This is a genomic window from Cognatiyoonia sp. IB215182 (assembly GCF_033963905.1).
Classification (GTDB): Bacteria; Pseudomonadota; Alphaproteobacteria; order Rhodobacterales; family Rhodobacteraceae; genus Yoonia.
The window spans coordinates 279,603-304,676 of the sequence record NZ_JAXBMB010000006.1 but is presented as its reverse complement, the minus strand read 5'-3'; the positions used below and the strand labels follow the sequence as shown (position 1 = coordinate 304,676).

General features: G+C 58.7%; 23 protein-coding genes and 3 tRNA genes. 4 read left to right on the top strand and 22 right to left on the bottom strand.

Annotated features, from left to right (window positions below; all coding sequences use genetic code 11):
- Positions 1–31: 31 nt before the first annotated feature.
- Entirely contained in the window at positions 32–868 is an 837-nt protein-coding gene (locus tag SLH47_RS14400) for a DUF2059 domain-containing protein (protein ID WP_320240247.1), read from the bottom strand.
- A gap of 142 nt (positions 869–1,010) precedes the next feature.
- Here SLH47_RS14400 and SLH47_RS14395 point away from each other — a divergent pair.
- A tRNA-Ser gene (locus SLH47_RS14395) sits at positions 1,011–1,100 on the top strand.
- Positions 1,101–1,317: 217 nt separating this feature from the next.
- On the opposite strand, the gene SLH47_RS14390 is transcribed toward SLH47_RS14395, so the two are convergent.
- Together SLH47_RS14390 and SLH47_RS14385 are read right to left on the bottom strand one after the other, a co-directional pair.
- Positions 1,318–1,392 (bottom strand) — tRNA-Asn (locus tag SLH47_RS14390).
- A 79-nt stretch (positions 1,393–1,471) separates the two neighbouring features.
- Positions 1,472–2,374, bottom strand: a complete 903-nt coding sequence (locus tag SLH47_RS14385) for an MBL fold metallo-hydrolase (RefSeq protein ID WP_320240246.1) — start codon at positions 2,372–2,374, stop codon at positions 1,472–1,474.
- A gap of 44 nt (positions 2,375–2,418) precedes the next feature.
- On the opposite strand from SLH47_RS14385, the gene SLH47_RS14380 reads away from it, so the two are divergent.
- Positions 2,419–3,738, top strand: a complete 1,320-nt coding sequence (locus SLH47_RS14380) for an ATP-binding protein (protein WP_320240245.1) — start codon at positions 2,419–2,421, stop codon at positions 3,736–3,738.
- An 18-nt stretch (positions 3,739–3,756) separates the two neighbouring features.
- On the opposite strand, the gene SLH47_RS14375 is transcribed toward SLH47_RS14380, so the two are convergent.
- The 5 genes from SLH47_RS14375 to SLH47_RS14355 all read right to left on the bottom strand — a co-directional run bounded on the left by SLH47_RS14375 (position 3,757) and on the right by SLH47_RS14355 (position 7,476).
- The gene (locus SLH47_RS14375) at positions 3,757–4,815 is read right to left on the bottom strand and encodes a PucR family transcriptional regulator (RefSeq protein ID WP_320240244.1); all 1,059 of its coding nucleotides are present in this window, start codon (positions 4,813–4,815) and stop codon (positions 3,757–3,759) included.
- Positions 4,812–6,251 carry a PucC family protein gene (locus tag SLH47_RS14370; protein ID WP_320240243.1) on the bottom strand — a complete coding sequence of 480 codons (1,440 nt, stop codon included), beginning with the start codon at positions 6,249–6,251 and terminating at the stop codon, positions 4,812–4,814. The genes SLH47_RS14375 and SLH47_RS14370 overlap by 4 nt, the downstream gene beginning before the upstream one ends.
- Positions 6,252–6,353: 102 nt before the next feature.
- Complete coding sequence (locus SLH47_RS14365) at positions 6,354–6,710, bottom strand: light-harvesting protein (protein ID WP_320240242.1); 357 nt, start codon at positions 6,708–6,710, stop codon at positions 6,354–6,356.
- 12 nt (positions 6,711–6,722) lie between these two features.
- Positions 6,723–6,878, bottom strand: coding sequence for a light-harvesting antenna LH1, beta subunit (gene pufB / locus SLH47_RS14360; protein ID WP_320240241.1), 156 nt, complete (start codon positions 6,876–6,878; stop codon positions 6,723–6,725).
- 508 nt (positions 6,879–7,386) lie between these two features.
- Positions 7,387–7,476: transfer RNA gene (locus SLH47_RS14355), tRNA-Ser, on the bottom strand.
- Positions 7,477–7,603: 127 nt separating this feature from the next.
- Between SLH47_RS14355 and SLH47_RS14350 the strand changes: the two genes are divergently transcribed.
- Positions 7,604–8,746 (top strand): AI-2E family transporter, encoded by a 1,143-nt coding sequence (locus SLH47_RS14350; protein ID WP_320240240.1) that lies wholly within the window; start codon positions 7,604–7,606, stop codon positions 8,744–8,746.
- Here SLH47_RS14350 and SLH47_RS14345 read toward each other — a convergent pair.
- The 14 genes from SLH47_RS14345 to SLH47_RS14280 all read right to left on the bottom strand — a co-directional run bounded on the left by SLH47_RS14345 (position 8,743) and on the right by SLH47_RS14280 (position 24,214).
- Entirely contained in the window at positions 8,743–9,378 is a 636-nt protein-coding gene (locus SLH47_RS14345) for a M35 family metallo-endopeptidase (RefSeq protein ID WP_320240239.1), read from the bottom strand. The genes SLH47_RS14350 and SLH47_RS14345 overlap by 4 nt on opposite strands.
- Before the next feature lie 4 nt (positions 9,379–9,382).
- On the bottom strand, positions 9,383–10,099 hold the full coding sequence (locus tag SLH47_RS14340) for an alanyl-tRNA editing protein (RefSeq protein ID WP_320240238.1): 717 nt from the start codon (positions 10,097–10,099) through the stop codon (positions 9,383–9,385).
- On the bottom strand, positions 10,096–12,414 hold the full coding sequence (locus tag SLH47_RS14335) for a DUF3772 domain-containing protein (RefSeq protein WP_320240237.1): 2,319 nt from the start codon (positions 12,412–12,414) through the stop codon (positions 10,096–10,098). Before SLH47_RS14335 ends, SLH47_RS14340 begins: the two co-directional genes overlap by 4 nt.
- On the bottom strand, positions 12,411–13,439 hold the full coding sequence (locus SLH47_RS14330) for a cysteine synthase A (protein ID WP_320240236.1): 1,029 nt from the start codon (positions 13,437–13,439) through the stop codon (positions 12,411–12,413). Before SLH47_RS14330 ends, SLH47_RS14335 begins: the two co-directional genes overlap by 4 nt.
- A 52-nt stretch (positions 13,440–13,491) precedes the next feature.
- Positions 13,492–14,604 (bottom strand): gamma-glutamylcyclotransferase, encoded by a 1,113-nt coding sequence (locus SLH47_RS14325; protein WP_320240235.1) that lies wholly within the window; start codon positions 14,602–14,604, stop codon positions 13,492–13,494.
- A 5-nt stretch (positions 14,605–14,609) separates the two neighbouring features.
- Positions 14,610–15,050 (bottom strand): TrgA family protein, encoded by a 441-nt coding sequence (locus SLH47_RS14320; RefSeq protein WP_320240234.1) that lies wholly within the window; start codon positions 15,048–15,050, stop codon positions 14,610–14,612.
- 36 nt (positions 15,051–15,086) lie between these two features.
- Complete coding sequence (locus SLH47_RS14315) at positions 15,087–16,295, bottom strand: cyclopropane-fatty-acyl-phospholipid synthase family protein (protein WP_320240233.1); 1,209 nt, start codon at positions 16,293–16,295, stop codon at positions 15,087–15,089.
- A gap of 124 nt (positions 16,296–16,419) precedes the next feature.
- The gene (locus SLH47_RS14310) at positions 16,420–17,835 is read right to left on the bottom strand and encodes a deoxyribodipyrimidine photo-lyase (protein ID WP_320240232.1); all 1,416 of its coding nucleotides are present in this window, start codon (positions 17,833–17,835) and stop codon (positions 16,420–16,422) included.
- Positions 17,836–17,967: 132 nt separating this feature from the next.
- The gene (locus SLH47_RS14305; RefSeq protein ID WP_320240231.1) at positions 17,968–19,845 is read right to left on the bottom strand and encodes a BCCT family transporter; all 1,878 of its coding nucleotides are present in this window, start codon (positions 19,843–19,845) and stop codon (positions 17,968–17,970) included.
- 219 nt (positions 19,846–20,064) lie between these two features.
- The gene (acuI, locus tag SLH47_RS14300) at positions 20,065–21,048 is read right to left on the bottom strand and encodes an acryloyl-CoA reductase (protein WP_320240230.1); all 984 of its coding nucleotides are present in this window, start codon (positions 21,046–21,048) and stop codon (positions 20,065–20,067) included.
- Positions 21,049–21,111: 63 nt separating this feature from the next.
- The gene (locus SLH47_RS14295) at positions 21,112–22,212 is read right to left on the bottom strand and encodes a dimethylsulfoniopropionate demethylase (RefSeq protein ID WP_320240229.1); all 1,101 of its coding nucleotides are present in this window, start codon (positions 22,210–22,212) and stop codon (positions 21,112–21,114) included.
- Positions 22,212–22,724, bottom strand: coding sequence for a DinB family protein (locus tag SLH47_RS14290; protein WP_320240228.1), 513 nt, complete (start codon positions 22,722–22,724; stop codon positions 22,212–22,214). The genes SLH47_RS14295 and SLH47_RS14290 overlap by 1 nt, the downstream gene beginning before the upstream one ends.
- Positions 22,721–23,431: a DUF1326 domain-containing protein gene (locus tag SLH47_RS14285; RefSeq protein WP_320240227.1), complete on the bottom strand. Its 711-nt coding sequence runs from the start codon at positions 23,429–23,431 to the stop codon at positions 22,721–22,723. Before SLH47_RS14285 ends, SLH47_RS14290 begins: the two co-directional genes overlap by 4 nt.
- A 15-nt stretch (positions 23,432–23,446) precedes the next feature.
- A complete protein-coding gene (locus SLH47_RS14280) occupies positions 23,447–24,214 on the bottom strand; it encodes a DUF2182 domain-containing protein (RefSeq protein WP_320240226.1) in 768 nt (255 codons plus the stop codon).
- A gap of 66 nt (positions 24,215–24,280) precedes the next feature.
- Here SLH47_RS14280 and SLH47_RS14275 point away from each other — a divergent pair, with 66 nt between their 5' ends.
- Complete coding sequence (locus SLH47_RS14275) at positions 24,281–25,021, top strand: FadR/GntR family transcriptional regulator (RefSeq protein ID WP_320240225.1); 741 nt, start codon at positions 24,281–24,283, stop codon at positions 25,019–25,021.
- The last annotated feature ends 53 nt before the right edge of the window (positions 25,022–25,074 follow it).

Below are 25,074 nucleotides of genomic sequence, written 5' to 3'. Positions count from 1 at the left end.
TAAGCCCTGCGCCCCGAATGCCAAGACCAGTCTACAACTCCTGACTGATCATGAACCGCGATGCTGCCAGCCCCAATGCGCGCGAGATATCATCAAACATGCCGTTAAAGGCCTCAAACAAGGCACCATTGATCTCGGCGCCGGCATCGCTTTTTGAGAAGGCGATATACTCGTCCATCTGCTCGGCTTCGAGCGGTTGGTAAGCCATCAGCAGGAACGAATAAACCCATTCGGATGTATTGGCACGGATCTCATCCTCTTGCGCCCAAACATCCCGCAAAACGGTTTCCGGCGTGATCCCGGGGGGCATGGCACCACCATCGATCAGGCCAGTCATGAACGCATAGTTTGAATTGAGCGCACCGACCACGTTGGCTTCAATCAGATCGTTTGCCGTAACAAAATCCTGCACTTGCAAGGCCAGCGGCGTCTCGTCAGCCATCGCAAGGGCCGCATTATCTTTGCTGGCCTGTTCAATCGCATCATCCAGCAAGGCGCGCCGCGCGCTGACTTCAAGCTCGATAATCGTGCGGCCCGTATCGGAGTTGTAGAAGGCCAGCATTGCGTCGATATCATCGCCTTCCAAGGCCTCACCGAATGCGCCACGCACCTCTTCATTCATCATCTCGACGTCGTAAATCTGAGACACGGCGTCATTCCAGCGGGCAATGCCGCTGCCCGGGAACATGTCGGTCGCGATGGTCTCGCCATAATCAAGCCCCTCTTCGCGCATGATCTCAAGCATCTGCGGCAACGCAAGTGCTTCATATAGAGCATCGATCTTCGCAGCTTCATCGTCCTGCGCCCAGCCGGGCAAAGCGAAGACCGTGATCATTGTTGCAAAGGTAGGCCCAACCAGGCGTTGCATCGCAATTCCTTCCAAAGATCCCGTTAATCTACTGATATGTGGGCGACGGGCCTTTTCCAAGGGCAGTGACGGAATTGTCACCGCCCGCCGCATTGGGACTTGCCAGTGCCGCATCCGCGCATTAGGACAGCGCGACCCCCGCGGAGAGGTGCCGGAGTGGTCGAACGGGGCGGTCTCGAAAACCGTTGTGGGTGCAAGCCTACCCAGGGTTCGAATCCCTGTCTCTCCGCCAAAACATCAACATCAGACCGGTTGCCCGCTTTTTTTTAGAATGCGGATGCATGTGATCGGTTTCTATACTCAGCCGCTTGCCATCACTGCCGCGTAAGTCAACTTCGCAACCGAACCTGGTATTGAAATGATCGAAGAATTGAGTGGAGCACAACGTTGTAGGCGCTCCAGTTTTGCTGCGCAACGCCTTTGCCAAAACACTCACTTATTGGGTATTTTGGCTCCGGCGGTAGGGATCGAACCTACGACCAATTGATTAACAGTCAACTGCTCTACCGCTGAGCTACGCCGGAACATGACGGGCCGTATAGCAATGTGAATCCGCTCCGTCCAGAGGGTTTGGAACAGAATTTCTGCTTTCCGTGACGGCTACTATCGGCGGTGGTACTGTGCGGTGAACGCAAGGGTCGGCCAGGCATCAATGATGCCACGCTCGGTCAGATCCACGAGGTGGGCGAAAACGTTTCTTTCGGCGGCTGGCAGCAGCGCAGGCGCCACTTCCACGTAGATCCGGCGCGTCAGTTCACTGACGGTCAGATCATCAAGTGACAGTTGATCAAGGATCTGCGTCTCGCGGTCTTTGCGGTGACCCACAAGCCATGCCAGCCGCGTTTTCGGGTCAGTGATGGCTGGGCCATGGGCAGGAAAATAGGTTGTCGCGTCAATTGCGCTGAGTTTCTGGCATGACAGCATGAAGTCGGTCAGATCACCGTCCGGCGGCGAAACCAAGGAACTGGCCCAGCCCATTACGTGATCCCCGCTAAAAAGAGATTGCCGCCATTGAAAGGACAAGTGATTGCCAAGATGACCAGGCGTGTGCACCGCGCGGATTGTCCCCCACGGTCCGTTGACGATTGCCTGATCCGATAGGCATTCATCGGGCACGAAATCGGCATCTATTCCCTCCCCTCCACCCGTCAGACCAGCTGCAGCCAGACGCGTCATTACGTGACTGCGCCCGGCCTGTGCATCACCGAAGGCCAAAATGGGTGCGTTGACGACCTCTGACAGCGGTCGGGCCAGCGGCGAATGATCCAAATGGCTGTGCGTGACCAGAATGTGGGTGACAGGGCGACCCGCAATTGCGGCGAGTAAGGCATCAAGATGTTGCATGTCCGCCGGGCCCGGATCCACGACCGCTAACGCTGCAGCGCCAATCAGATAGGTGTTAGTACCCCAAAAGGTCATCGGTGAGGGGTTGGGCGCCAGCACGCAGTGCAGATCAGGTGCCAATTGCACGGGTACGCCAACTGGATAGGATACGGCATCCGTCATGATCTTGGCTTCCGGTTTCCCGCGCGGCCCGCTAGCGTAGGCGCATGCTGTTTCGTTGGCTCAAAAACACGATGCCGCGGGGAATCTATGCGCGGGCGGCGTTGATCCTCATCTTGCCGGTTATCTTTTTGCAATTGCTGGTCTCGGTTGTGTTTATTCAGCGTCACTTTGACGGTGTGACGCGGCTGATGACAAGTGCGGTGAATATCGAGCTGCGCTTTCTGATTGACACTGCCAATGATGCACCTGATCTGCAGGCGGCACGGGCCGCTGTTGCGCGCATCGATGCGCCGCTTGAGATATTGACCGATTTGCCCGCCGATGATGTCTCGCCCGTTGATATCAAGCCCTTCATCGACCTGACCGGCAACGGGGTGATCCGCAATATGCGTTCTGGCATCGCGAATATTCTGGCCATCTCGCTTGAGGACAGGCGGCGGGTGGTTGTCTGGGTCGACACGCGGCATGGGCCGTTCAAGATGGATTTTTCGCGCCGTCGTGTCTCGGCCTCGAACCCGCACCAGTTGTTGGTCATCATGGTGGTCCTGGGCGGGCTGATGACGGCGATTGCCTATGTGTTTCTGCGCAACCAGTTACGCCCGATCAAGCGGTTGGCGACCGCAGCGGCGGATTACGGGAAGGGTCGGATCACGCAGTTTACACCGACCGGCGCCGTTGAGGTGCGTGCGGCCGGCATGGCGTTCCTCGATATGCGCAACCGGCTAGAGCGGCAGGCGCAAAGCCGGACCCTCATGCTCTCGGGGGTGAGCCATGATCTGCGCACGCCGCTGACCCGTTTGCGGCTGGGCCTGTCGATGATGGAGGGCGAGGATGTCGGGCCGCTGATCCGTGATGTCGATGACATGCAGCGGTTGCTGGATGGGTTCCTTGATTTTGCACGCAGTGACGCGAGTGACAGGCTTGAGACGATAGTGCCCGCCGATCTAGTCACAGCAGTGTTGGAGGATGCCGAACGAACCGGTCAAGCAGTCACCTGTGGCGGTATCGAAGGTGCGCATGATGCGATCAGCATGCGCCCGCTGGCCCTGCGCCGCGCGCTCGACAACCTGATTAACAATGCCTTGCGCTATGGTTCCAAGGCGGAGATTGGGGTCAGCGTCACGGATCGCGCGGTACGGTTCTGGGTTGAGGATGACGGGCCCGGCATTCCACCTGAACAGCGGGAGGATGCGATCAGCCCCTTTGTTCGGCTTGATCCGGCGCGCAATCAAGACAAAGGCAGTGGCGTAGGCCTCGGCCTTTCCATCGTGGCCGATGTTGCGCGCACCCATGGCGGTGTTTTGCGATTGGGACAAAGCGCCAAGCTCGGCGGCTTGATGGCCGAGTTGGTTGTTGGGCGTTAAGGACGCAGCAGCAAACCGCTATGCGCGTCTTCGGATGAGAGTCGGCACCCCAATCAGCTTTGAGAATGAGAAACCTTCACCACCTTGGTCTGAAGCAACATCGTCACGCCGGGTGATCAATGGCAGAATGAAGTTCGCCATCCGGCCATGACGGGGTATCAAGGAACCGGTGAACGGCTTGCGCCGGCTGATGAGCCTGATGGGAAAGTTGGCCATCCGCGCGTGGCGCGGAAAAATCGAACCGGTAAACGGTTTGCGATCGCTCAGCAGCGAAATCGGGAAATTCGCCATTCGCGGACCGCCCGGGATCAGGGCATTCTTGCCGGTCTTTTCGTTGATCAGGAGCGGAAACGGAACCGATGCCATCCGTCCGTGGCGCGGGATCAACGACCGGTTGAAGGGCTTCCGTCTGCTGATCAGCGGGATGGGAAAGTTTGCCATCCGCGCATGGAGTGGAAAGATCGAACCAGTGAAGGGTTGCGTTCTGCTAATCAATGGCAACGGAAAGTTCGCCATCCGGGCATGCGGCGCGATGATGGAGCCCGTATAGGGCTTTCTGCGGTCCGTGAGTGGCCAGAAAACTTCGGTCAGGTGAAAATCCGCGTCCGTGACACTGTGAGGGGCGCGGTCACGACGCTTGATGAGCGGAATTGGCCAATCGGCCATGTGGAACTCGGTCCGATAAGGATCCTTGTCGCGTTTGAGCATGTGAGGATGGTTATCAAGGATGCTCAAAGGCCGTTTTGGCCGCTCCTTGACATAGACCTCTTCGACCAGTCCGCCCAGCTCGGAAGCACCCATCGCTGCCGTAACATCCCGGGTGATCTGAGCGACGCGCAAGGGCTTGTACCCTGCACGCACCAGCATCACAGCACCACCCTTCGCCGACATTTCCTGCTGGTAGGCGCGGATCGTCGCGTCTTCAACGTTTTGGGCGGCCAAAGCATCGCTCAGCCCGTCCGGCTGATCATAGAGATCCAGAATACCAGGCGACAAACCGCGTATCTTGATCAGCTCGTACTTGGCTTTCTGCGCGTTCTTCGCGCTGTCGAAGTATCGTGTGATGACTTGTGTCATGAGACCTCCACCGACTTATTTTGCATAAGAGCGTTTTGCGGTCTGTCGGATCCAACTTTCGATTTCGATAGCAGCGGGATCGCCACGAGGATCGCGACCGCCAGAAAGACGATCTCTATGCCGAATACAATATTGTAGGGCGTTTGGGCCTGAAGTCCCGTTTGTGCCGAAAAACCCACCATCACATCCCGGACAATGCCGGCAAGCGCGACACCAATGCCCGCGCATGTTGCCTGGACAGCGCCCCACGCACCCAGCGAGAGGCCGACCCGCCCCTTGGGTGCGCTTTGGATCGTTGCCGTCAGTGTGGCGTGGCCGAAGAGCCCCGCGCCAAGCCCGCAGGCGAATGTGCCTGCAACAAAGAGCATCGGCCCGATGACGCTTGATGACATGATAATGGCGAGAAAGCCGGGCACCCCAATTGCGGCACCGATGGTTGCAAGGGGTATGGGCGACCGCCCCCCGGACAGCGCACGCGAGGCGACGCCGAACCCAATCAAGGTCCCCGTAGCAAGGATAGCCGTGAGCCGCGTGGTCTCAGCCACCGAGAAGCCGAGCGCCTGCCCGCCATAGGGCTCCAACAAGACATCCGCCATGCCAAACCCAAAGGAGCCGAGACCGATCAGTACCAAAAGGCGCAGCGCGCCCGGTCGATTAACCAGCCTTTGCCACGCCACGAAAAACCGCTCGTGTCGGGCCGTTTCCATCTCTTTCGCCCGCACTCTATCACGCGCTTCCTGCTTCCACAGGGCAAAGAGGTTCAGGGCAACGGTGACCACGGCTGATCCCTGGATCACCTGGATCAGACGGCCGGGTGTGTAATTCGCCAAAAGTGCCCCATAGATAAGCGCGCTCAGCACCATACCGACCAAAAGCATTACATACATCAGCCCCACGACCTTGGGGTGATCCGCATCATCGACAAGATCAGTGGCGAGTGCGAGGCCAACGGTCTGGACCATATGCACGCCCGCGCCGACCAACAAAAACGAAAGGGCTGCCGCAGAAAGGCCGATCCACCGTGGTGCATCAATGGCTTCGGCGTAACCGGAAAGAACCAGCAAGGCGAAAGGCATGATCGCAAAGCCGCCAAACTGGTAAAGCGTGCCTTTCCAGATATAGGGCACACGCCGCCAGCCGAGTGCAGACCTGTGCGTGTCCGACTTATAGCCGATAAAGGTGCGAAACGGCGCGAAGAGCAAAGGCAGCGCCAACATGCCCGCTACAAGCGTTGCAGGCACCGATAACTCAACGATCATGACGCGGTTGAGCGTCCCGACCAGCAGTACAAGAGCCATACCGACCGTCACTTGAAACAAGGACAATCGCAACAACCGCGACAATGGAACGTCGTCGGTCGCTACATCTGCAAACGGCAGATACTTCGGCGCCAGTGTCGCCAACCGGCGCAGCGCAAAGTTGCGATAGTCGAACATGAATGCTCCCTAATCGCGCCCTCAGAGCATCCCAATCGTCAGGAACACCCGATGAGAGGCGCGGGAAGAAGATGGGCGCAAGCGCACCCAGTTTTTGAAGCGTCAGTGCTCGACGATAAGAGGTGGCGCTTCGGTTGTTGCCGATGCGAGGACATCATTGGGTTGCAGTATCGCCCGCGCCACAGTGCCATCCGGCATGATGATCGTCACCTCGTGACTGCCATCCTCACCTTCGATCACATAAGCCGCCTTTGCAGTGTCCACATCCGGCAAGAGCGTCGTCGCCGATGCCTGCATATCACCCGTGCCAAGCGGTTGACCCGACAGGAAATCAGCCACCCATGACGTGTTGCTGACAACAGCCACGTGAACGGCAAAGGACCCGACCGCGACAGCACCCAGGAATACCGGCACGCCAACCGCAGGAGGGACAACAAGCCACATCTTTGCATTATTCATGACGTCACCCCCTTATCCGAGCCAAGGCGTCGAAATCGCCACGAGCACATGCGCAAGCAGGGCAATGGCCCCAAATACCCGCGTACCGTCAATGAGATAACTGTGGACTTCCTCAGCTTCTCGCAGGGTCAAGCCTGTTGGCCAAACCTTTTCGTCATCATCGGACATCTCCGAATCCTCCTTGATTAATCTTCTCAGAAGCGGGGATGACCAAGATCACGAACGGCCAACGCGAGCCTCAGAGCATCGCGTCATTTTGACGCACATGCATTCGCAAGGTGTCATTTTGTCGCGTCAAAATCAACTGTCATGTTTAGTTTACACTGCGCAAGTGAAATGGCAGCTCACATTTATTTATTTCTAACAATAATTTGGCACGCAAAACTCGTGTAATATAGCGCCTCATTTCTGTCTGATTTTTGGCGGAATGCCTGACGCCACGTAAGACGTCCCCGGAAATGAAGTGCTTACGCACCAAATCTGCGGCGTGTGAGTCTCAGTGTCGGAGATGGCGCAGCGCGCGGATCGCCCCTGAAGAGATCGTGCGAAAAGCCATTTGACAAAGCTTGCAGGATGGATGGGCAGATCGGTTGATGCCTTCTATTGGCGAACCTACGTGACGGCTCTGCCAAACGGTGCATTCTCTACGCCTGTCATAAATTCTGATTTGGATATCTGGCGGACAGACAGGGATTCGAACCCTGGAGACGGTCTCCCGCCTACACACTTTCCAGGCGTGCGCCTTCGACCACTCGGCCACCTGTCCGTGCCGGGCGGTTTAGCGCGCACTGCCCCCCTTTTGCAAGACCCCAACATATGTTTGTGACTGTGGTTTACGCCGCACGTGCAGCACCCGTATAACAGGCTTATCCTGTCAAAGAGCAATTCGCGCCATGCTGCATGATCCACCCAAGGCCAATAGCCCCGAACGTCGCTCTGACGCGGCCCGGTTGCAAACCGGCGCCTTGGTCATCATTGCCTTTGCTGTTGTGCTGTTCCTGCTGGTGCAGGCGCGGTTCATTCTGATCTCGTTGGCCACGGCAATCATCCTTTTCAGCCTGACAAGCGACGTGATCAGCTTTATTGCCCGCCAGCGGATTGGCCCGTTTCGCATCCCCTTCACCTTGGCCAGTATCGCGGCGATGGTGCTGATTACCGCAGCACTCCTGACACTGACCTCGATATTGCTGGCGCAGGTCAACACGGTGCTGGTCACCACCTTGTCGTATACAGAGCAGGCCCCTTCGGCCATTGCGTCGCTGTTTACCTGGCTGGGGCCGGACAGCGAGCAAGCCATATTCAATGCGATGCGCTCCTTTGACGTGTCCAGCTATCTGCGGACGGCAGCCGGACAGGCCAGCGGGATGACGCAAGCCACAGTACTAATCATCCTCTTCGTTGGTTTTCTGTTTGCCGAGCGGATCTGGTTTGAGACCAAGTTACAGAACTTTGTCGGCGACCCCGAACAGGCCAAACGCATCGGCAAGATCATTCAATCGATCATCCACCGCGTGAACTACTACCTGCTGGTCAAGACCGTGATCAGCCTGGTCACTGGAGTGATGATCTACTTCGTCGCGCGCTTCTTCGAATTGGAGCTTGCGGCGGCCATCGGGATCATCACCTTTGTGCTGAACTTCATCCCGAATATCGGGTCGATTATTGCAACAGCGCTCATCGCGCTAATCGCGCATGTGCAACTCGGCGATCCTGCGACAACCGCGATGATCTTCACAATTGCCGGCATCATTCAGTTTGTGAATGGCAGTGTCATTGATCCGATGCTGATGGGGCGTGCACTGCGCCTGTCATCGTTCGGGATCATTCTGTCGCTGGCCTTCTGGGGGGCGGTCTGGGGCATTCCCGGCATGTTCCTGTCGGTGCCGATCATGGTGATGCTGCTGGTCGTCTGCAGCCATGTTCCCGGCTTGCGCCCCTTCGCGATCCTTTTATCGCGCGAGGGACTGCCAGAGTCCGAACGGATGCTGGACCAGGCGCCACGCGATCTCTTGATGCAGGATCAGTACAAGGACTAGTCCGTCGCCGGTTTGCCCGCCAAGGGCTGACGCGCGTAGTACGTCACATCCTCGGTAAAATACTGATAGCTATCCGCGTTCTCGATCGCACGGCGCGGGTAGTCGATGGCCATCTGGCTGCATTCACTGCGCGAATAGCAATGATCCCACGTATCCGCGACTTCGAGGAAATGCGAAATCTCATGCACCATCGTGCCTTCGCGCGTGCCGTTGTCGCTGCGCCGTTCGCCGGGGCGCAATGCTGTCAGCGGGGGAAGTTGGAAGAATGGCGGACAGACATGTACCTCGAACGGGCGATGCGGATAGACCCAGGCATATTCGCCCGCGCTACAGCTGGGATCGGTGGCGCGATGACATTCCGTTGACACACCGCCGCTACGGATCGCGGTGATAACGGATTTAAGTGTGGCGCGCACAACCTCGGCATTGGCATCCGAATAATCGCCGAACCACCGGCGATATTCTGGCGTGTCACCCACCCGCGCTGCTGCAACGAGCGTGAGGTCCTTGGCATTGCGCAGCGCGTCGGTGACGACGCGCGCCTCATCCTTACCGCAATCGATAAGGGATTGCGCCATTGCAGGCCGTGCCAGCCCAAGCATCAAGATCACAAGAAGACCGAACCGTACCATCGCGCTACTCCAAATGCAGATAGACGCGCCGGTTCTGGCGGCCTTTCTTTTCGATTTTGCCCAGGCGCACCGGACCAATTTCATCGGTATTGGCCACATGCGTGCCGCCGCAGGGCTGCAGGTCGGCGGTTTCGGCACCGACGCCAATACGGATCAGGCGGATCTTACCGCTGCCTCTTGGCGGCTGAACCGACATCGTTTTCACAAGATCCGGCTGCGCATCCAGCTCCGCATCCGTGATCCATTCCTCGCGCACATCCATGTTGCAGGCGATCAGTCGGTTAAGATCGGCGGCTAGCGCCTCCTTATCCTCTGGCGCCTCCGGCATGTCGAAATCGAGCCTGCCTTTTTCGGTGCTGATCGCCCCACCCGACACGGGTAAGGGGATGACAACAGACAAAAGGTGCAGCGCGGTATGAACGCGCATATGCCTGTAGCGGCGGTCCCAGTTCAGCTTTTGGCTGACGTTAGCGCCAACAGGTGGCAAGGGCGATGGTGTGGCAGGCAGATGCACCACGTCTTCCCCCTCGCCTTTCACACTGGTGGCGATTTCCAGTGTCCCGTCATCCCACGACAATGTCCCGCTATCGCCCGGCTGCCCGCCGGAAGTCGGATAAAACAGCGTCTGATCCAGGATAACGCCCCCTTCTGAAGTGAGCGCAGTGACTTTCGCGGATGCCTCTCGCATATAGGCATCTCGCCGGAACAAGAGTTCGGTCACGCGGTGTCTCCTTTCAGGGCTTCGGGGTTGCGCAGCCAAATATCACGCTGGGCAAAGGGAATCTCAATGCCCGCAGCCGCGAATTCCTTGGCAATAGCGTGATTCATTTCCGACTTCACGGTGAGGACATAGTTAACGTCCCGCAAGATCGCGCGGATTTCGAAATCCAGCGAATCCGCGCCAAATCCCTGAAACAGGATGGCAGGCGGCGGTGTCATCACCACTTGCGGATGGGCCTCGGCGATGCCGCGCAAGATCTCGGTCACCTTGTCCACGTCAGAGCCATAGGCGACACCTACCGGCACGATGACCCGGCCCACCAGATTGCCGCGCGTCCAGTTGGTGACCTGCCCGCTGACAAGATCTGCATTGGGGACGATCACATCAGTCCGGTCAAAGGTCTCGATCCGTGTGGAGCGGACAGAAATGGCGCGGACATAGCCCATCTGCCCGCCCACCTCAATCCAGTCGCCTTCGCTGACCGGGCGTTCAATCAACAGGATGATGCCAGAAACAAAGTTTGAAACGATGTTCTGCAGACCAAAACCGATCCCAACCGATAAGGCGCCGGCGACAAGGGCAATGTTAGACAGATCAATGCCCGCACTGGTGATCGCGATAATCGCGGCAAGGATGATCCCGACATAGCCAAAGCCTGCCACGATGGCGTTTTGCCCACCGATATCCAGCCGGGTACGCGGCATCACCGAGCGGCGCAAAGTCCCCTGAATGAACCTCGTCAGCAGATAACCGATGGCAAAGACCAAAATGAAGGCCAGGAAATCGGTGGGTGAAATCCGCGTTTCTCCCAGCGCAAAGCCCTCGCGAAAGCGCGTCCAGATTTCGACCAGATCATCAACACGAGCCCCCCATATCAAAGCGAATACAGGCAGGCTGGCCATGTAGATGACGAAGCTCAGAAAAACAGGCACGAGTGCCGCAAAACCCTTTGCCGCCTCGTCCGTGGCGCGCGGGGTTGTCACATCCTGCAGGAGCCGCTGGACCAAAAACACCACGCCCGCCAGCCCCAATGAAGACAGGGCCGGGATAAGAAGAGCTGCCCCTGCCGCGCCAAATCCGAAGGCAGCCGCTACGGGAGCGACAACGGCCACAATCGTGCAAAACCGCCCGATCAATCCCCGCATGCGGCCCTCTGACACGATTTCGCCTGGGATCGGTTCAGGCTTCGTGCGCAGTACGAAACCAAAGCGCCACAAAAGGACACCCATGATCGCCATCAGTGGCCAATCGATGGCCGCACGCGGGCCTGCCTCAATATCCATCGTTTGCAACGCACCGGTGATCAGCACCCAAAGGGCGAGCATCCACCCCAAAGCAAGCGAATAGCGTCGACCGGCTGAGCGCGTGCGAACATCGTGCCCCAAATAGCCTGCCTCGGCTCCCACGGGAAAAATCATCCGGCTCAGCCACCAGGCGAAGAGCACAACAAACCCCGCCGCTGGCAAGGCCTCGACCACGTCATTGCCGCGCAATCCAAAGATATCGAGTGTCGTCAACGCCTCAGACAGCGCCACCAGTCCGATCGTGGGAATGAGAAGTTGGGCTAGCGACAGGACGAACAGCCAGACGGGCGCGAAACGGCGATTGTCCCTGCGGACCTGCTGCCGCCACGCGGTCAAACGCCGACGAAAAAGGCCCAGACAGGCAAGAGCTACCAGGAAGAGAAGGATTGCCCGTGGCAATCCGGCGATCAGGCGACCCGCACCCCATTGCTGCTCAGTCCTCGCACGGGTCTCGACGCCGATCACCTGCACCAGATCCCACAACGCCGCCACAGCGCCGGCCGCGTGTGTTGGGTTGAGTGGGGTTGGCCCCCTCTGGGTCAGCGCTGTCGTCTGGCGTAACAGAAGCTGCGCATCAAATTCGCCGATGAGCCCGTTCGCCCGTGCATAGGCCTCCTCTGCCAGAAGTCGGGGCGCGATCAGCTCTTGCCGTTGCGCCTCCAACGCGACACGACGCTGTGCGATGAGGTCCGATTCCTCACCGCTTTCCGGGATGGGGCCGAGTGCGGCAATCTGTGCCTCAACCGTCGCAATGCGGCCAGCATTGATTGACGTTCGCGCCAGAAAAATGTCGCGCCACGTGACAAGTTCTGCCCTTAAGCGATTAAGCGCGAATTCCGAGGCATCGTCGCGCGCCGCGAGTTGTTCAGCACGCTGGGCAATGCGTTCCCAACTCGCCTCTTCTTCTGCGGTCTCAGAGCCGGGTTCTGGCAGTGTTTGCGCGCCCCCCTTAACGGGCGCCAAACAGAGCATCAAGCATGCCGTCAGTACTGCGAAGACCCGCAGGATCATACGTCTTCAAAAACCGTGGGCACGTCTTTGTCAGACTCCAGCCATACGGGTACTGGCAGCCCCTTGGAGCGCAGAAATTCGGGATTGTAGACCTTTGATTGATACCGGGTGCCGTAATCGCACAGGATCGTCACAATCGTATGGCCCGGTCCCATGTCGCGCGCGAGCCTGATGGCGCCAGCGATATTGATGCCGGTTGAGCCACCCATGCACAGCCCTTCATCTGCCAACAGATCAAAGATGATCGGCAGCGCCTCGGCATCAGGGATTTTATAGGCAAAATCGGGTTTGAAACCTTCAAGATTTGCGGTGATCCGCCCCTGCCCGATCCCCTCACTGATCGAGTCGCCAGATGGCGGCACCTCATTGGTGAAGAGCTTGTAGAGCCCTGATCCGTCAGGATCCGACAGACCAACCTTGACCCCTTTAGGCTGCAAAACCGCCGCGACACCAGCAAGCGTCCCGCCCGAACCACACGCGCAGGTGAAGCCATCAACCTTCCCGTCCGTCTGCTCCCAGATTTCCGGACCGGTCGTTTCAATATGTGCCTGTCTATTGGCCACATTGTCGAACTGGTTGGCCCAGACCGCGCCATTCGGTTCGGTCTTACTAAGCTCTGCCGCCAACCGCGCGGAGTATTTGACGTAATTGTTCGGGTTCGCGTAAGGCACCGCAGGGACCTCGACCAGATGTGCACCTGCGACGCGCAGCATGTCCTTCTTTTCCTGGCTTTGCGTCTCAGGGATCACGATCACGGTCTTGAATCCCATCGAGGCACCAACCAGCGTAAGTCCGATGCCGGTATTGCCTGCCGTGCCCTCGACAATCGTCCCGCCCGGTTTCAGATCACCGCGTGCAATCGCATCCTTGATCATGAAAAGCGCCGCACGATCCTTGACCGACTGGCCGGGGTTCAGGAATTCCGCCTTACCCAGAATGGTGCATCCCGTCGCCTCGGACGCGGCGCGCAGTTTGATCAGGGGGGTATTGCCAACAGCGTCGGCAAGGTCTTCTCGGATAGTCATCTGCGCGCCTTTCATTGTCTGGTCTTCTGTGTAGGACCGGACCAGAGCGACATCAAGTCAGGCTGCGCAAACGGTCGCGATGCCGCGCGACCCAATAAAGCAGATAGAAAAGCGGCCCGGTCCCAATCTCGCCCGTATCGAGCAGGTCCATCGCAGCGTCGAAGGACATCGGATGCACACGTATATCCTCGTTTTCGCCCGGTATGCCGCCGAAGTACGGGGCGTCCATCGGAAGATCACATAGACCAACATAAGTGTAGTAGTAATCCGTGCTGGCCCCTGGCGAGGGGTAGAATGACCCGGCATGTTCCAGATGGGTCAGCGTCACGCCCGCCTCTTCGACGGCTTCACGGCGTGCAGCATCCTCCGGGCTTTCACGTGCATCCACAATCCCGGCAACTGGTTCCAGCATCCATGGGTTCGGATCGTGGCGCATCAGCGCCCCCATGCGCACCTGTTCGACCATCAGCACCCGGTCGCGCACCGGATCATAGGGTAAGAGGACCGCCGCATCGACACCCATGAAGATCTCACGCGACAAAGGCGGGCTATACCCGCCGTCGAATTGTTTGTGGGTCACTTCAAAGGGTTGGAAACGAAAGAACCCTCCCTGAGGCGGGTGCATTCGCTGGATCGTCACATCCCCATCTTGCGGCTGATGGCGATGATTGGCAGGCCCTGCTGCCGCGCGATGCTTAGCCCAGGCGCGGCTTTCCATCATTGGCCACATCGCGCGGAGGGTTGTCTGATCCGGCAATGGATCATGCGCGAAAAGCTCTTGCGCCGCCAGGATTGTCGGTGCTTCGTGTTTCTGCTGCCAATCCGCAAATGACCATGGGCCGTCGCCCTTCAAATCCGATGGCGGCAGATAGCATTCAGCATTGCGAGGGCCTTGCTCCGTTGTCACCGTGACCGAGGCGCAGCGATAGCCAAATGCCCCCTCAAACAAATCCAGCCGTGCGGTCTGCTCTTTTGTCAGTTCTGCAAAAACATAACCTGACACTTTGCCGCCCCGATGCGGACGGATCAGCGGGACAACATGGTTCTGGAGCCGAGAGATGTCATAACCCGCCAAATCTGCCGACTGGGCCTCTGGCACAACGCCGCCCGCTACTGCCTGCATCAGCTTCGTTGATTGCAGGGTTCCGTAAACGAAAAGGTCCATACGCGTCAGGGATACTTCTTGCCGAAATACTCAGCGATCAGTGCGCAAATGATACCCCCGATGATCAATGTCGCCAGGAAGGTCACATCGAGGAACTGCACCGCATGTTCGATCATCAGCTCAAACATGCCGATCAACGCCTCCATCGGGCCATCATATCGGTTACGCAACGCATTCGAGATCATCTGGTTGCCGCCCAACGCAAAGACCACGCAGAACGAAAACGCGCCAATCGTGGTCAGACCGTTGCTGACGGCGTTGACATAGCCTTTGCCCGTCCGGCTTCCACAAACTGTCCACCCGATGAAAAGCCCGAACAGTGCACACATAGGCAATAGAAACTGCGGCGGGCGCTCTTCAGGAAACAGCGGCGCCATGATACCGCCGATATACCAGCCAAACAGGGCAAAGATAACAGCACCTGCAAGACGTCCGGCGGTGGGCATATACTCGGTCCTTGTTTCGGGCCCGTGGGCGGCGCGTCAGGCGCCGCGGCTCACGGTGATCTGCGTTACATCGCAGTTTCGGCTATCAAATGTCGCCGCACAAGAGGTCAGATAAAAATCCCACATCCGCTTGAAGCGCTCATCAAAGCCCAACGCCGCCACCTGATCCCACTTTTCATTGAACGTGTCGTACCAGCGGCGCAAGGTCAGTCCGTAGCTGGTGCCAAATTCGACGGAGCCCGCAACATTTAATCCAGCCTTTTCAATCTCTTGGCGCAAGATTGCAGGACCGGGCAGCATACCGCCGGGGAAGATGTATTTCTGGATGAAATCCACGCCCTTGCGATATCCTTCCCAGCGTTCATCCTTGACCGTGATGATCTGGAGTGTTGCGTTCTTGCCCGGTTTCAAGCATTCGCGCACGGTTTTGAAATAGGTTGGCCAGTATTTTTCACCCACCGCTTCGAACATCTCGATACTGGCAATGCCGTCATAGCGGCCCTTCTCATCGCGGTAATCCTGCATCTTGATCTCCACCATGTCGGACAGCCCGGCGCGCGCGATCCGTTCGATGGCATAATCGTGCTGTTCGCGGCTGATGGTGAGCCCGGTTACCTTGATCCCACGCTCCTTCGCGGCATATTCGGCAAAGCCGCCCCAACCGCAGCCGATCTCAAGCACATGGTCACCGGGCTTTGCGCCCATCTGGTCGACCATACTGGCATATTTCGCCTTCTGCGCAGCTTCGGTGCTTTCCTGACCAGTCTCAAAGATGGCCGAAGAGTACGTCATCGTGTCGTCCAGCCACAGACCGTAGAATTCGTTTCCCAGATCATAGTGGTAGCTGATGTTCTTCTTGGCCTGTTTCTTGGAATTGCGCTGCATCCAGAACCGCAGGCGTTCATAGGCCCGCACCAGTCGCTGCGCCGGAAAACCATCATAGATGTGATCGGCATCATCATGGATAAAGTCCATGACGGCCATCAGATCAGGCGTGGTCCACCAGCCATCAAGATAAGCCTCGGAAAAGCCCATATCTCCTTCGCGGATCGTACGCGCGAAAAGGTCATCGTTATGCACATGCACTTCGGCGACATGGCCCGGCTTTGGCCCCTCTGCGCGGAATCTGCGCCCATCGGGCAGCACCAGGTCCACGCGCCCCTTGTTGAGGTGTTTGATCTGCTCAAACACCTGCGCAAAGTAACGTGGCAGGGCCGTTTGCCCTTCAGTACTGGTCAAGATCATGTGTGTTCCTGTCGTCATATCGTTCTTATGCGGGGTTGACCCGCTTTGTTCATGTTGAGGTTACTTATAGATACGGCGAAGTCACGGAAAACGTTCAAATTTTATTTGATCACTCCGTGAGGCCTTAGAAATCACGGGCTTCGTAAGCGGCGAGTGCGCGTTTGCGACCTTCATCGGCAGGAACAATTGGATCAGGGTAGCAGTCGTCCGGCGTCATACCCCAATTCCGGGGGATCATCTCGAAATAGGACAGAGCCGTGTCAGAAGGCGTTCTTGTTCCTTCCGCGATCCAGCGTTTCACATAGGCCCGGTCCTTGTCGAACTTGTCGAGCTGCGTGACCGGGTTGAACACTCGGAAGTAAGGCGTCGCATCGGGGCCGGAGCCCGCCGACCATTGCCAACCCATCGCATTGCTGCAGGGATCCCAATCGATCAGGCAATCGGTGAACCAGTCCATCCCGATCTTCCAATGGCTGAGCAGGTGTTTGGTGAGGTATGACGCGACAATCATCCGTCCGCGATTATGCATCGTGCCGGTCACATACATCTCACGCATCGCAGCATCGACAAAGCGGATACCGGTGCGCCCGCGTTTCCAAACGACGACCTCCGGCGTCTCGTCAGTGTTCCACGGGAACGCGTCCCAATCCTCTTTCCAGTTGTCACTGACGATCCGGGGCGTGAAATGCGCAAGGTGATAAGCGAACTCGCGCCAGACTAATTCCTTGAGGAACACTTCCGCGTCAGCCTTACCTTCATGCAGCGCACGTATCCCCGCATGCCAGCAAGTGCGCGGGCTAATCTCACCATAGGTGAGGTTTTCGGACAGACGCGATGTGCCGTCCACCGCGGGCAGATCACGGTTCTTGACGTATTTCTGCACTTTGTTGTCAATGAAAGTGTCCAATCGGTCGATGGCGGCGCGCTCGCCAACCGTGCAATGGCTCGTCAAGATGTCAGCACCGCGCTGCATGGCCGCCCCCATCTGCCAGTTGCCCAGATGATCAGACGCGGGCCAGCTTTCGGGAGCGGGCATGCGACCGGGTGCGGGCAAGGCAGGCGCAACCTCTCTACCCTTCACCGCATTCCACATCGGCGTATAGACCTTGTAGAAACCGCCGGTTTTTGTCTGCACACTCCAGGGCTCAAAAAGCAGATGCCCCGCGCAGCTTTGGACATCCAGCCCGTCTTCCTTTAGCGCTGCCTTCACTTCGGTATCGCGCGCCTTGCTCGCCGGATCGTAGAGCCGCGACCAGTACACCGCCCCTGCCCCCGTTTCGTCCACCAGCGCCCGCAAAGTGGCAAGGGCCGGACCCTTGCGCAGGATAAGCTGGCTGCCACGGTCTTCCAGCACCTTCTGAAAATGTCCCACCGCGAGGCCAAGTCGCATCTTTGGCGCAGCCCCCAGACCGGCCACCAGATCATCATGGATGAAGACCGGGATGACCGGTCGCCCGGTTGCACAAGCAGCGCTGAGAGCCGCATGATCGTCAAGCCGCAGATCGCGCCGGAACCACACAATAATCGGGGAATTGCTCATCGAACCTCCATGCGGGAACGTCTTGTCCCGCTTGCGATGACGACGTAGCACGTCGGCCTTTTCGTCAAGCAGACCATGCAAAAACAAAGGCCACGCCGCTTAAGTGCGTGGCCTTTGCTATGGTTCTTGGCCTTATTCTGCCGGCGTTGCGACGGCGTCGACTGTCACCGACTCCACGCCCGCCGCAGCGCGGCGCCCGTCATTCCAGATCGCCTTGATCAGTGCCAAACACATCAGCGCCATCACGATCGAAAACGGCAGCGCCCCAATCACCATCGCGGTCTGGATTGCCCCGGTGCCGCCTGAGAGCAGCAACCCACCGACAACAAGCGCCAGCGCCACGCCCCAGAACATGATATGTGGCCGCGCCTTTGGCCCTTCGTCGCCTGCCGCGTTGATCGTGTTAACGATCAATACAGCGGAGTCAGCCGAGGTGACCAGGAAAGTCATCAACAGGACCACGATCATCACGGCCATGCCCCAGGCCAGCCATTCGCTGATCGGGGCCAGCATGAACTCGGTCATAGCAAAGATCTTGTCGCCATTGCCCGCATTCAGGATCACGCCATTGGCGTCACCGTTCAGTTCCAGATCCACGGCTGTGCCACCTGCCCAGGCAAACCAGACAAAGCACATCAGGGCTGGCACAATCATCGCGCCAAGCACGAACTCCCGGATCGTGCGCCCGCGCGAAATCCGCGCAAGGAACAGTCCCACAAAGGGTGCAAAGGCGATCCACCAGGCCCAGTAAAAGACGGGCCACCAGCCCTGCCAGGTGGTCAGACGGTTCTCCAACGTACCATCGTAGACGGCAGCAATATCAGCTTCTGACACGGCGATACCGCCTTCCGTCATCGACGCGGTCACGCCTTCGACCGTCGCACTGGGGCTGGAAAGTGCTGACAAAACCGTCTCCGCTTCAGCCGCGGACAGGCCTTGGATCGCGGCCGGTGCTGACGCAACGAATGCATCAAGCCCTGTACCAGAATAGACCTGAACCGACAGACCCGGGAACGCGATCAAGTAGTCCCAGATGCCAACAAAGAACGCAGATGCCCCGAACCATGTGGCGCCGAACATGATGAAGAAACCAAGCAGGATGATCGACAGCACCATGTTAATGTTGGACAGCCACTTGATGCCTTTGCCCACACCTGAGAGTGCCGACAGGGTCGAAGCGCCCATGATGAAGAGCAGCGCGACAACGATACCGAACGTATTCACCGTGCCAGCAATACTGGCACCTGCAGCATCCACCGCGCCTGCTGGATGGACCAGCCCGCCGATCCCGATCCGCGTGAGACCAGCGACAAACTGATCAACGCCAAAGCCCAGTGTCTGCGCAACGCCTAGGATCGTGGCGACCACGGCCACGATATCGATGATGTGGCCCAATGTGCCCGACAAGGCCTTCCCGAAGAGCGGTGTCAGCGATGACCGGATAGTCAGGGGCAGCCCGCGCCGGTAGCTGAAAAACGCCAGTGCAAGCCCGGCAATGGCGTAGCATGCCCAGGCACCCAAACCCCAATGCATATAGGACCAGATATAGGCGGTCCGCACATTGTCCTCTCCAAGTGGTGTCGTGATGCCCGCGATCGTTGACGGGTTCTGACCGAAATGCGCGACAGGCTCTGCCACCGCCCAAGTCAGCATCCCCACACCAATCCCGGCGCCAAACATCATCGAGAACCAGGAGAAGTTCGAAAACTCCGGCTCTTCCCCATCGGCGCCAAGTTTCAGTTTGCCGCCAGCTGGCCATAATGCGAGGCCCAAACAAACCACGACGAAAGCGGCCACAACCCAGATGTACCAGGCCGCAAACTGCGCCAGAATGGCAGAGTTCCAATCACCCAGGATCCTGCCCGCCTGAAGCGGCCAAAAGATACACCAGACCACTAGAACGCTGATGATAATCTTACTGACGACCGTCACATTGACGCTGAACCCGCGGTAAAAACCGCTATCTGCGGTCTTTATCGGCAGGTCCGATAGAGGAGGTTGAATGGCCATAATTGTTTCCCTGTTGGCTGTTTTATGAAAGAACTATAACAGGAAGACGCGACAAAATAACCCGGATTTGCGCCGCGTTTGTCGCATGAAACGACGCTGCAACTGCACGATTTCCTTTGCAATTGCAGCATTTTAGCACGGTGAGAGGGGCGCTTTTGGCGCCTGCTTTTAGATGCCCAGGCGCCTCTTCAGAATACGCGAACTGGAAACAATTCCGCCTTACGCGTTTACGTCAACGACAACGCGCCCTTTGACCTGACCCTTCAGAATGCCACGCCCAAGCTCGGGCAAATCTTCCAAAGTCGCGGGATGGATCATCGCGTCGAGCTTGTCCATCAGCAGGTCCTGGGCGATCCGCTCCCACGCACGGACACGGTTCTCATAGGGTTGCATCACACTGTCGATGCCCAGCAGGTTCACGCCCCGCAGAAGGAACGGAATGACCGTTGCGGGCAAGCCTGCGCCACCGGCAAGGCCGACGGCGGCCACGGATGCCCCATACTGCATCTGGCCCAACAGGCGCGCGAGCATCTCGCCGCCCACGGCATCCACGCAGCCGCCCCACGTCTCTGCCTCTAGGGGGCGTTTGGTGGTTTCGTTGATCTCTTCACGCGCGACGATCTGCGTCGCGCCGAGCGATATCAGGTAATCGGCCGTTTCCGGGCGTCCTGTCACAGCGGCAACCTGATGACCCAGCTTGGACAGGATCGCAGTCGCCACCGATCCAACACCACCCGCCGCACCTGTCACGAGCACCGGCCCATCCTTGATCCCTTGATCTTCGAGCGCCATCACAGCGAGCATCGCCGTAAAGCCAGCCGTACCCACCGCCATGGCGTGCCGTGCATCCAGACCGTCGGGCAGTGGCACCAGCCAATCGGCCTTCACCCGCGCCTTCTGCGCATAGCCGCCCCAGTGCACCTCACCCACGCGCCAGCCGGTCAGCACAACCTTGTCGCCGGGCTTGTAACGCGCGTCGTCTGAGGCCTCGACCGTCCCGGCAAAGTCGATCCCCGGCACATGGGGGTAGTTCCGCACTAGACCGCCACCCGGCCCGATGCACAGCCCATCCTTATAGTTGACAGTGGAATACTCCACCGCAACAGTCACATCCCCTTCGGGCAATTGATCAAGGCCAATCTCCTGCACCGCAGCGCTGGTTTTTCCTTCATCATTCTTCTCAACCACCAATGCCTTGAACATCGCACGCTCCTCTTTTCATCTTTGCCAAAACGCCCGCCGGAGGTTCCTACGGGTGCCGCATTCCTAAATCCAGAAGTTCTCGTAAACCGTCGCCTGCCGCACACCGTCCTGCGTGTGGACGTCCAACTGCGTCCCCTCGTCCAAATGAGTCATCCGCACCATCCCGATGGCGACATTTGTGTTGTAGTCGGGGGATTTGGCGGCAGAGGTCACCTGCCCCACCCGCTTCCCCTTCGCCATAATAGGCCAAACCCGGTCGCACGAAGGGATATGGCCATCGATTGCGATTGCGCGGACCTGCTGCGTCGGCCCTTCCTTTGCCACGCGGAGCAGCGCATCGCGCCCTACGCAACCAATCGCCGTCTGGGTCGAACAAAACCGCCCCAGCCCGCATTCATGGGGCGTGTTTTCGCGGGTCATATCATTGCCGTAAGAGAGAAGCCCCGCCTCTATCCGCTCAATCAGGTTGGGGCAGCCCGCATGAACATCCAGGTCTTTGCCCGCCTCAAAAAGCGCATTCCAGAGCGGCATCCCATTCTTGGTGCCGTCCACGTAAATCTCGAACCCGCCTTGCTTGGAATAGCCTGACCGCGCGACGGCCATGCTGACACCCTGAAAGTCGAACCAGCCGAAGCGGAAGAACTTAGTCGCCCGCACCGCGTCGCCAAAGACGCGGGCCATCAGTTCATCCGCCTTCGGCCCCTGCACCGCAAGGGGCGAGATATCGGGCTCATCCACCAGCACATCGAGGCGATAGCCGTAGGCCAAGGCCTTGACCCACAAAAGCAAATCGCTGTCAGCAATAGAAATCCACCAGCGGTCCTCAGACAGTTTCAGGCCAACCGGATCATTGAGCATACCTCCGGTTTCATCGACAATCGGCACATAAAAGCACTGGCCCGGCAGCATCCCCCGCAGGTCACGGGGCGTGAGCATCTGCATCAGCCGCGCCGCGTCCGGGCCGCGCAGCTCGACCTGCCGTTCAACAGCAACATCCCAGACCTGCACAGCAGATTTCAGGTGGTGGTAATCCTCTTCCACGCTGCGGAAAACCGTGGGCAGCAGCATGTGATTGTAGACGGTGTATCCCTTCACACCTGCCGCTTCGACACCTTCGGTGAAGGGGGTGCGCCGGATACGGCGGGATGGCGCGATGGTCGCCATCAGGCATCCTCCGGCATAAACGGGATGTCGGTATCATTGGGTTTCTGCCCCGCCGCCGTCAGCATGGCATGGACCTGACCGCGATGGTGGGTCTGGTGGTTGAAAAGCTGCATGATGCAGATCGCTTTCGGCTTTGACATCTGCTTTTTCATCGCCCCCGAATACCATTCCATATCGCCAACCAGATCGACCGCATGCAGGCTTTGCGCCCACAGCGTGATCCGCGCATCCATGCGAAACCGGTCTGCTGCCCAAACAGCGGGCGTCGGTGCCATCTCAAAACTGTCTTCGATGCTCATCGCGGGATCTGGCGCTTCGCCACCGTCAAAGCGGCTCATCCACAACATATCGCCCCACAACAGATGATTAAGCGTCCGCATGATCGAGCCGAAGAACGCCCCGCGATCGACATAGAGATCATCATGGCTCATTTCCGGGATCATCTTGCGCAGCCCGTCATTCTGCCAGGCATTGTAGCGCGCCATGGTCTGGCAGTACTCAGGCGTGATCATGGCTTGGGGCCTTTCCAGTCAATCGGGCAAATCTCGGCGGATTTGCCACCGAAATCCCAGACGCGCCCATAGTCGCGCACGCGGGACTTGGTGCCTTGTGCAGCGATGATGTCGGGGCCCATCCAGTATTTGGAATTGGTGACCATGACCGGATGATCGGGGCTCGCGCCCTTCATCGTCTCAATCTCGCCCTGGATCTTGCGCCCGATATAGATGCCGCGCTTGTCGCCATCGCGCACGATTTCAACCTTTTCGCGTTCCGCGCCGATGATTTCGGATACCAGCATGGTGAAAAGGCCGGTCGTGCCGCCTGCCACGCCGCTGAAAATCTTCAGGATACCGTTATAGGCCTTTTGCGTGCTACGCTCATCCACATAAGCCGCAACCTTCCAGTTGCCCTCCGCCATGCGGCCCGGGATATCGACGAGGAGGCCCACATTCAGCCCATCCAGCGGCTCCCCCTCGAAATGCCCCTCATCAATAGCGATGGCCATCCAGGCATGGCAATGCCCTTCGGTCGGGGGATGCGCGCCGAGGCTGACGACGCAAGGGCAGAAGACGGTGCAGGAGCAATTCAGGAAAAGCTCACCCTTGATCGCCCATTCGGTCGGCTTCATCTTGCGGCGCAGCGGGTTGCTGTCCATCCGCTGATCAATTCGTTGCGAGATCGGCAATCGGTCACTGGGTGCGCGTGTCTTTTCTGCCATCTCTCGTTCCTTTCTTCAGAAAACCGCCAACGCGACGCCAGCGCCGATCAGCGCGACGCCGGTTGGCTTGATGATCCTGTGCCCGATATCGGGCAGTTTTTCGAACACCATGAGGAGTGTGGCGAGGCCCATCCACAAAAGGCTCATCACCCCGCCGACAAATCCCAGCGCCATGAAGCCCCAGCAACAAACCACACAAAATACGCCCAAACCCAACCCCATGCGCAAGCCACCATAGAAACCCGTCTTCCAATGACCGAGGAAGTAGGTCATGGGCGCATGGCACACGCCGTGACAAACCTCTTTCACGCGGCTGAACTGGAATGCGCCAACCGCGATCAAGAGTGCGGCAGAGAGCCAGGTTGGCGCGATGCCCAGCATGTTGATCACGCCGCCGAAAAGGAGCGCAAGTTGCACGCCCGTGATCGCTGCGGCAAACGCAACCCAGACGATGAAATATCCCAGCAGCACGCCCAGCCACCCGGCCCGCGTGCCGTCCGCGCTAATCATCAGCCGCTCATATGTCGTCAGCGTCGGCACCAGCGTCGGCAGCATCATCGCCGCCATCATGATCGCCCACATCGCAAACAGCGGGCCAAACCGCGCCATGGGCATATCCATCGGCATGCGCGGGTCCATGTCGGCCATCGCCTGCCCCATCGGCCCCGGACGCCCGATCCAGTCCAGATCCATGTCCATCGCCATGACATACATCATCCACCACGCGGCCAGGATAGCGCCGAAAAACGCCAGCCAGAGCGATGAGCGGATCAAATGCGGCACCGGCGTCCTCCCAAACGCGAGTCGAGACTTGCGCAATCATATGTCAGACGTTTAATTGTCTGACAAATGAAAATTGACCCTTCCAACCCCGCCGATCTGTCGGCGCAAATCGCCAAGGCGATCCGCGATGCGATCATCTCGGGCGCGCTGCCCGTGGATGAGCGTTTGCCGTCCGAGGCGGAACTGGCCGAGCAATTCGACGTCTCGCGCCCCACCGTGCGCGAGGCGCTGAAACGCTTGGCCGCCCAATCGCTGATCCGCACCCAACGTGGGGCCACCGGCGGCGCCTTCGTGAACCGCTTGCGGTTTGAGGACGCGTATGGCCAGCAAATCACCACCTCGACCCTGCTGTTATCGATGAATGATGTGAGCTTTGCCACCGCTTGCGAGGCGCGCTACGCGCTCGAGCGGGCCTGCGCTCCGCTTTCAGCCGCGCGGCGCACAGCCGATCATCTCGCCACCATGCGCGCGGAGGCGCATCGGCAGTCGCAGCCCGGTCTGACCGATGAGGCCTTCTGCGCCTCTGACGTGGCCTTTCACCGGGCGCTGGTGGATGCGGCGGGCAACCCGGTTCTGTCCTATCAACTTGCGGGTGCGGTCGAGGCGATGCAGCCCCTCATGAACATGATCACCTTCAGCGCCCGTGACCGCGAACGCATCATCGCGCTTCACACCGCCATCGCCGACGCGATTGAGGCGCAGGACAGTGCGCAAGCTGATGAAAATCTCGCCAATCTGGCCGCATATACCCAAGAATTGGCTCAGGATGTCATCGCAAAGCGCGCCGCGAAAGCACGCGCGAAATGACCCTTGCCGTCACCCCGGCCCGCCCCTAATTTTCGCTGCAAAGTTCAATCGGG

Bases quoted from the DNA above. Each gene is read 5' to 3' on its own strand.
- SLH47_RS14400 (WP_320240247.1), bottom strand. From the start codon at position 868: ATGCAACGCCTGGTTGGGCCTACCTTTGCAACAATGATCACGGTCTTC.
- SLH47_RS14385 (WP_320240246.1), bottom strand. From the start codon at position 2,374: ATGACGGATGCCGTATCCTATCCAGTTGGCGTACCCGTGCAATTGGCA.
- SLH47_RS14380 (WP_320240245.1), top strand. From the start codon at position 2,419: ATGCTGTTTCGTTGGCTCAAAAACACGATGCCGCGGGGAATCTATGCG.
- SLH47_RS14375 (WP_320240244.1), bottom strand. From the start codon at position 4,815: ATGACACAAGTCATCACACGATACTTCGACAGCGCGAAGAACGCGCAG.
- SLH47_RS14370 (WP_320240243.1), bottom strand. From the start codon at position 6,251: ATGTTCGACTATCGCAACTTTGCGCTGCGCCGGTTGGCGACACTGGCG.
- SLH47_RS14365 (WP_320240242.1), bottom strand. From the start codon at position 6,710: ATGAATAATGCAAAGATGTGGCTTGTTGTCCCTCCTGCGGTTGGCGTG.
- pufB (WP_320240241.1), bottom strand. From the start codon at position 6,878: ATGTCCGATGATGACGAAAAGGTTTGGCCAACAGGCTTGACCCTGCGA.
- SLH47_RS14350 (WP_320240240.1), top strand. From the start codon at position 7,604: ATGCTGCATGATCCACCCAAGGCCAATAGCCCCGAACGTCGCTCTGAC.
- SLH47_RS14345 (WP_320240239.1), bottom strand. From the start codon at position 9,378: ATGGTACGGTTCGGTCTTCTTGTGATCTTGATGCTTGGGCTGGCACGG.
- SLH47_RS14335 (WP_320240237.1), bottom strand. From the start codon at position 12,414: ATGATCCTGCGGGTCTTCGCAGTACTGACGGCATGCTTGATGCTCTGT.
- SLH47_RS14330 (WP_320240236.1), bottom strand. From the start codon at position 13,439: ATGACTATCCGAGAAGACCTTGCCGACGCTGTTGGCAATACCCCCCTG.
- SLH47_RS14325 (WP_320240235.1), bottom strand. From the start codon at position 14,604: ATGGACCTTTTCGTTTACGGAACCCTGCAATCAACGAAGCTGATGCAG.
- SLH47_RS14320 (WP_320240234.1), bottom strand. From the start codon at position 15,050: ATGCCCACCGCCGGACGTCTTGCAGGTGCTGTTATCTTTGCCCTGTTT.
- SLH47_RS14315 (WP_320240233.1), bottom strand. From the start codon at position 16,295: ATGATCTTGACCAGTACTGAAGGGCAAACGGCCCTGCCACGTTACTTT.
- SLH47_RS14310 (WP_320240232.1), bottom strand. From the start codon at position 17,835: ATGAGCAATTCCCCGATTATTGTGTGGTTCCGGCGCGATCTGCGGCTT.
- SLH47_RS14305 (WP_320240231.1), bottom strand. From the start codon at position 19,845: ATGGCCATTCAACCTCCTCTATCGGACCTGCCGATAAAGACCGCAGAT.
- acuI (WP_320240230.1), bottom strand. From the start codon at position 21,048: ATGTTCAAGGCATTGGTGGTTGAGAAGAATGATGAAGGAAAAACCAGC.
- SLH47_RS14295 (WP_320240229.1), bottom strand. From the start codon at position 22,212: ATGGCGACCATCGCGCCATCCCGCCGTATCCGGCGCACCCCCTTCACC.
- SLH47_RS14290 (WP_320240228.1), bottom strand. From the start codon at position 22,724: ATGATCACGCCTGAGTACTGCCAGACCATGGCGCGCTACAATGCCTGG.
- SLH47_RS14285 (WP_320240227.1), bottom strand. From the start codon at position 23,431: ATGGCAGAAAAGACACGCGCACCCAGTGACCGATTGCCGATCTCGCAA.
- SLH47_RS14275 (WP_320240225.1), top strand. From the start codon at position 24,281: ATGAAAATTGACCCTTCCAACCCCGCCGATCTGTCGGCGCAAATCGCC.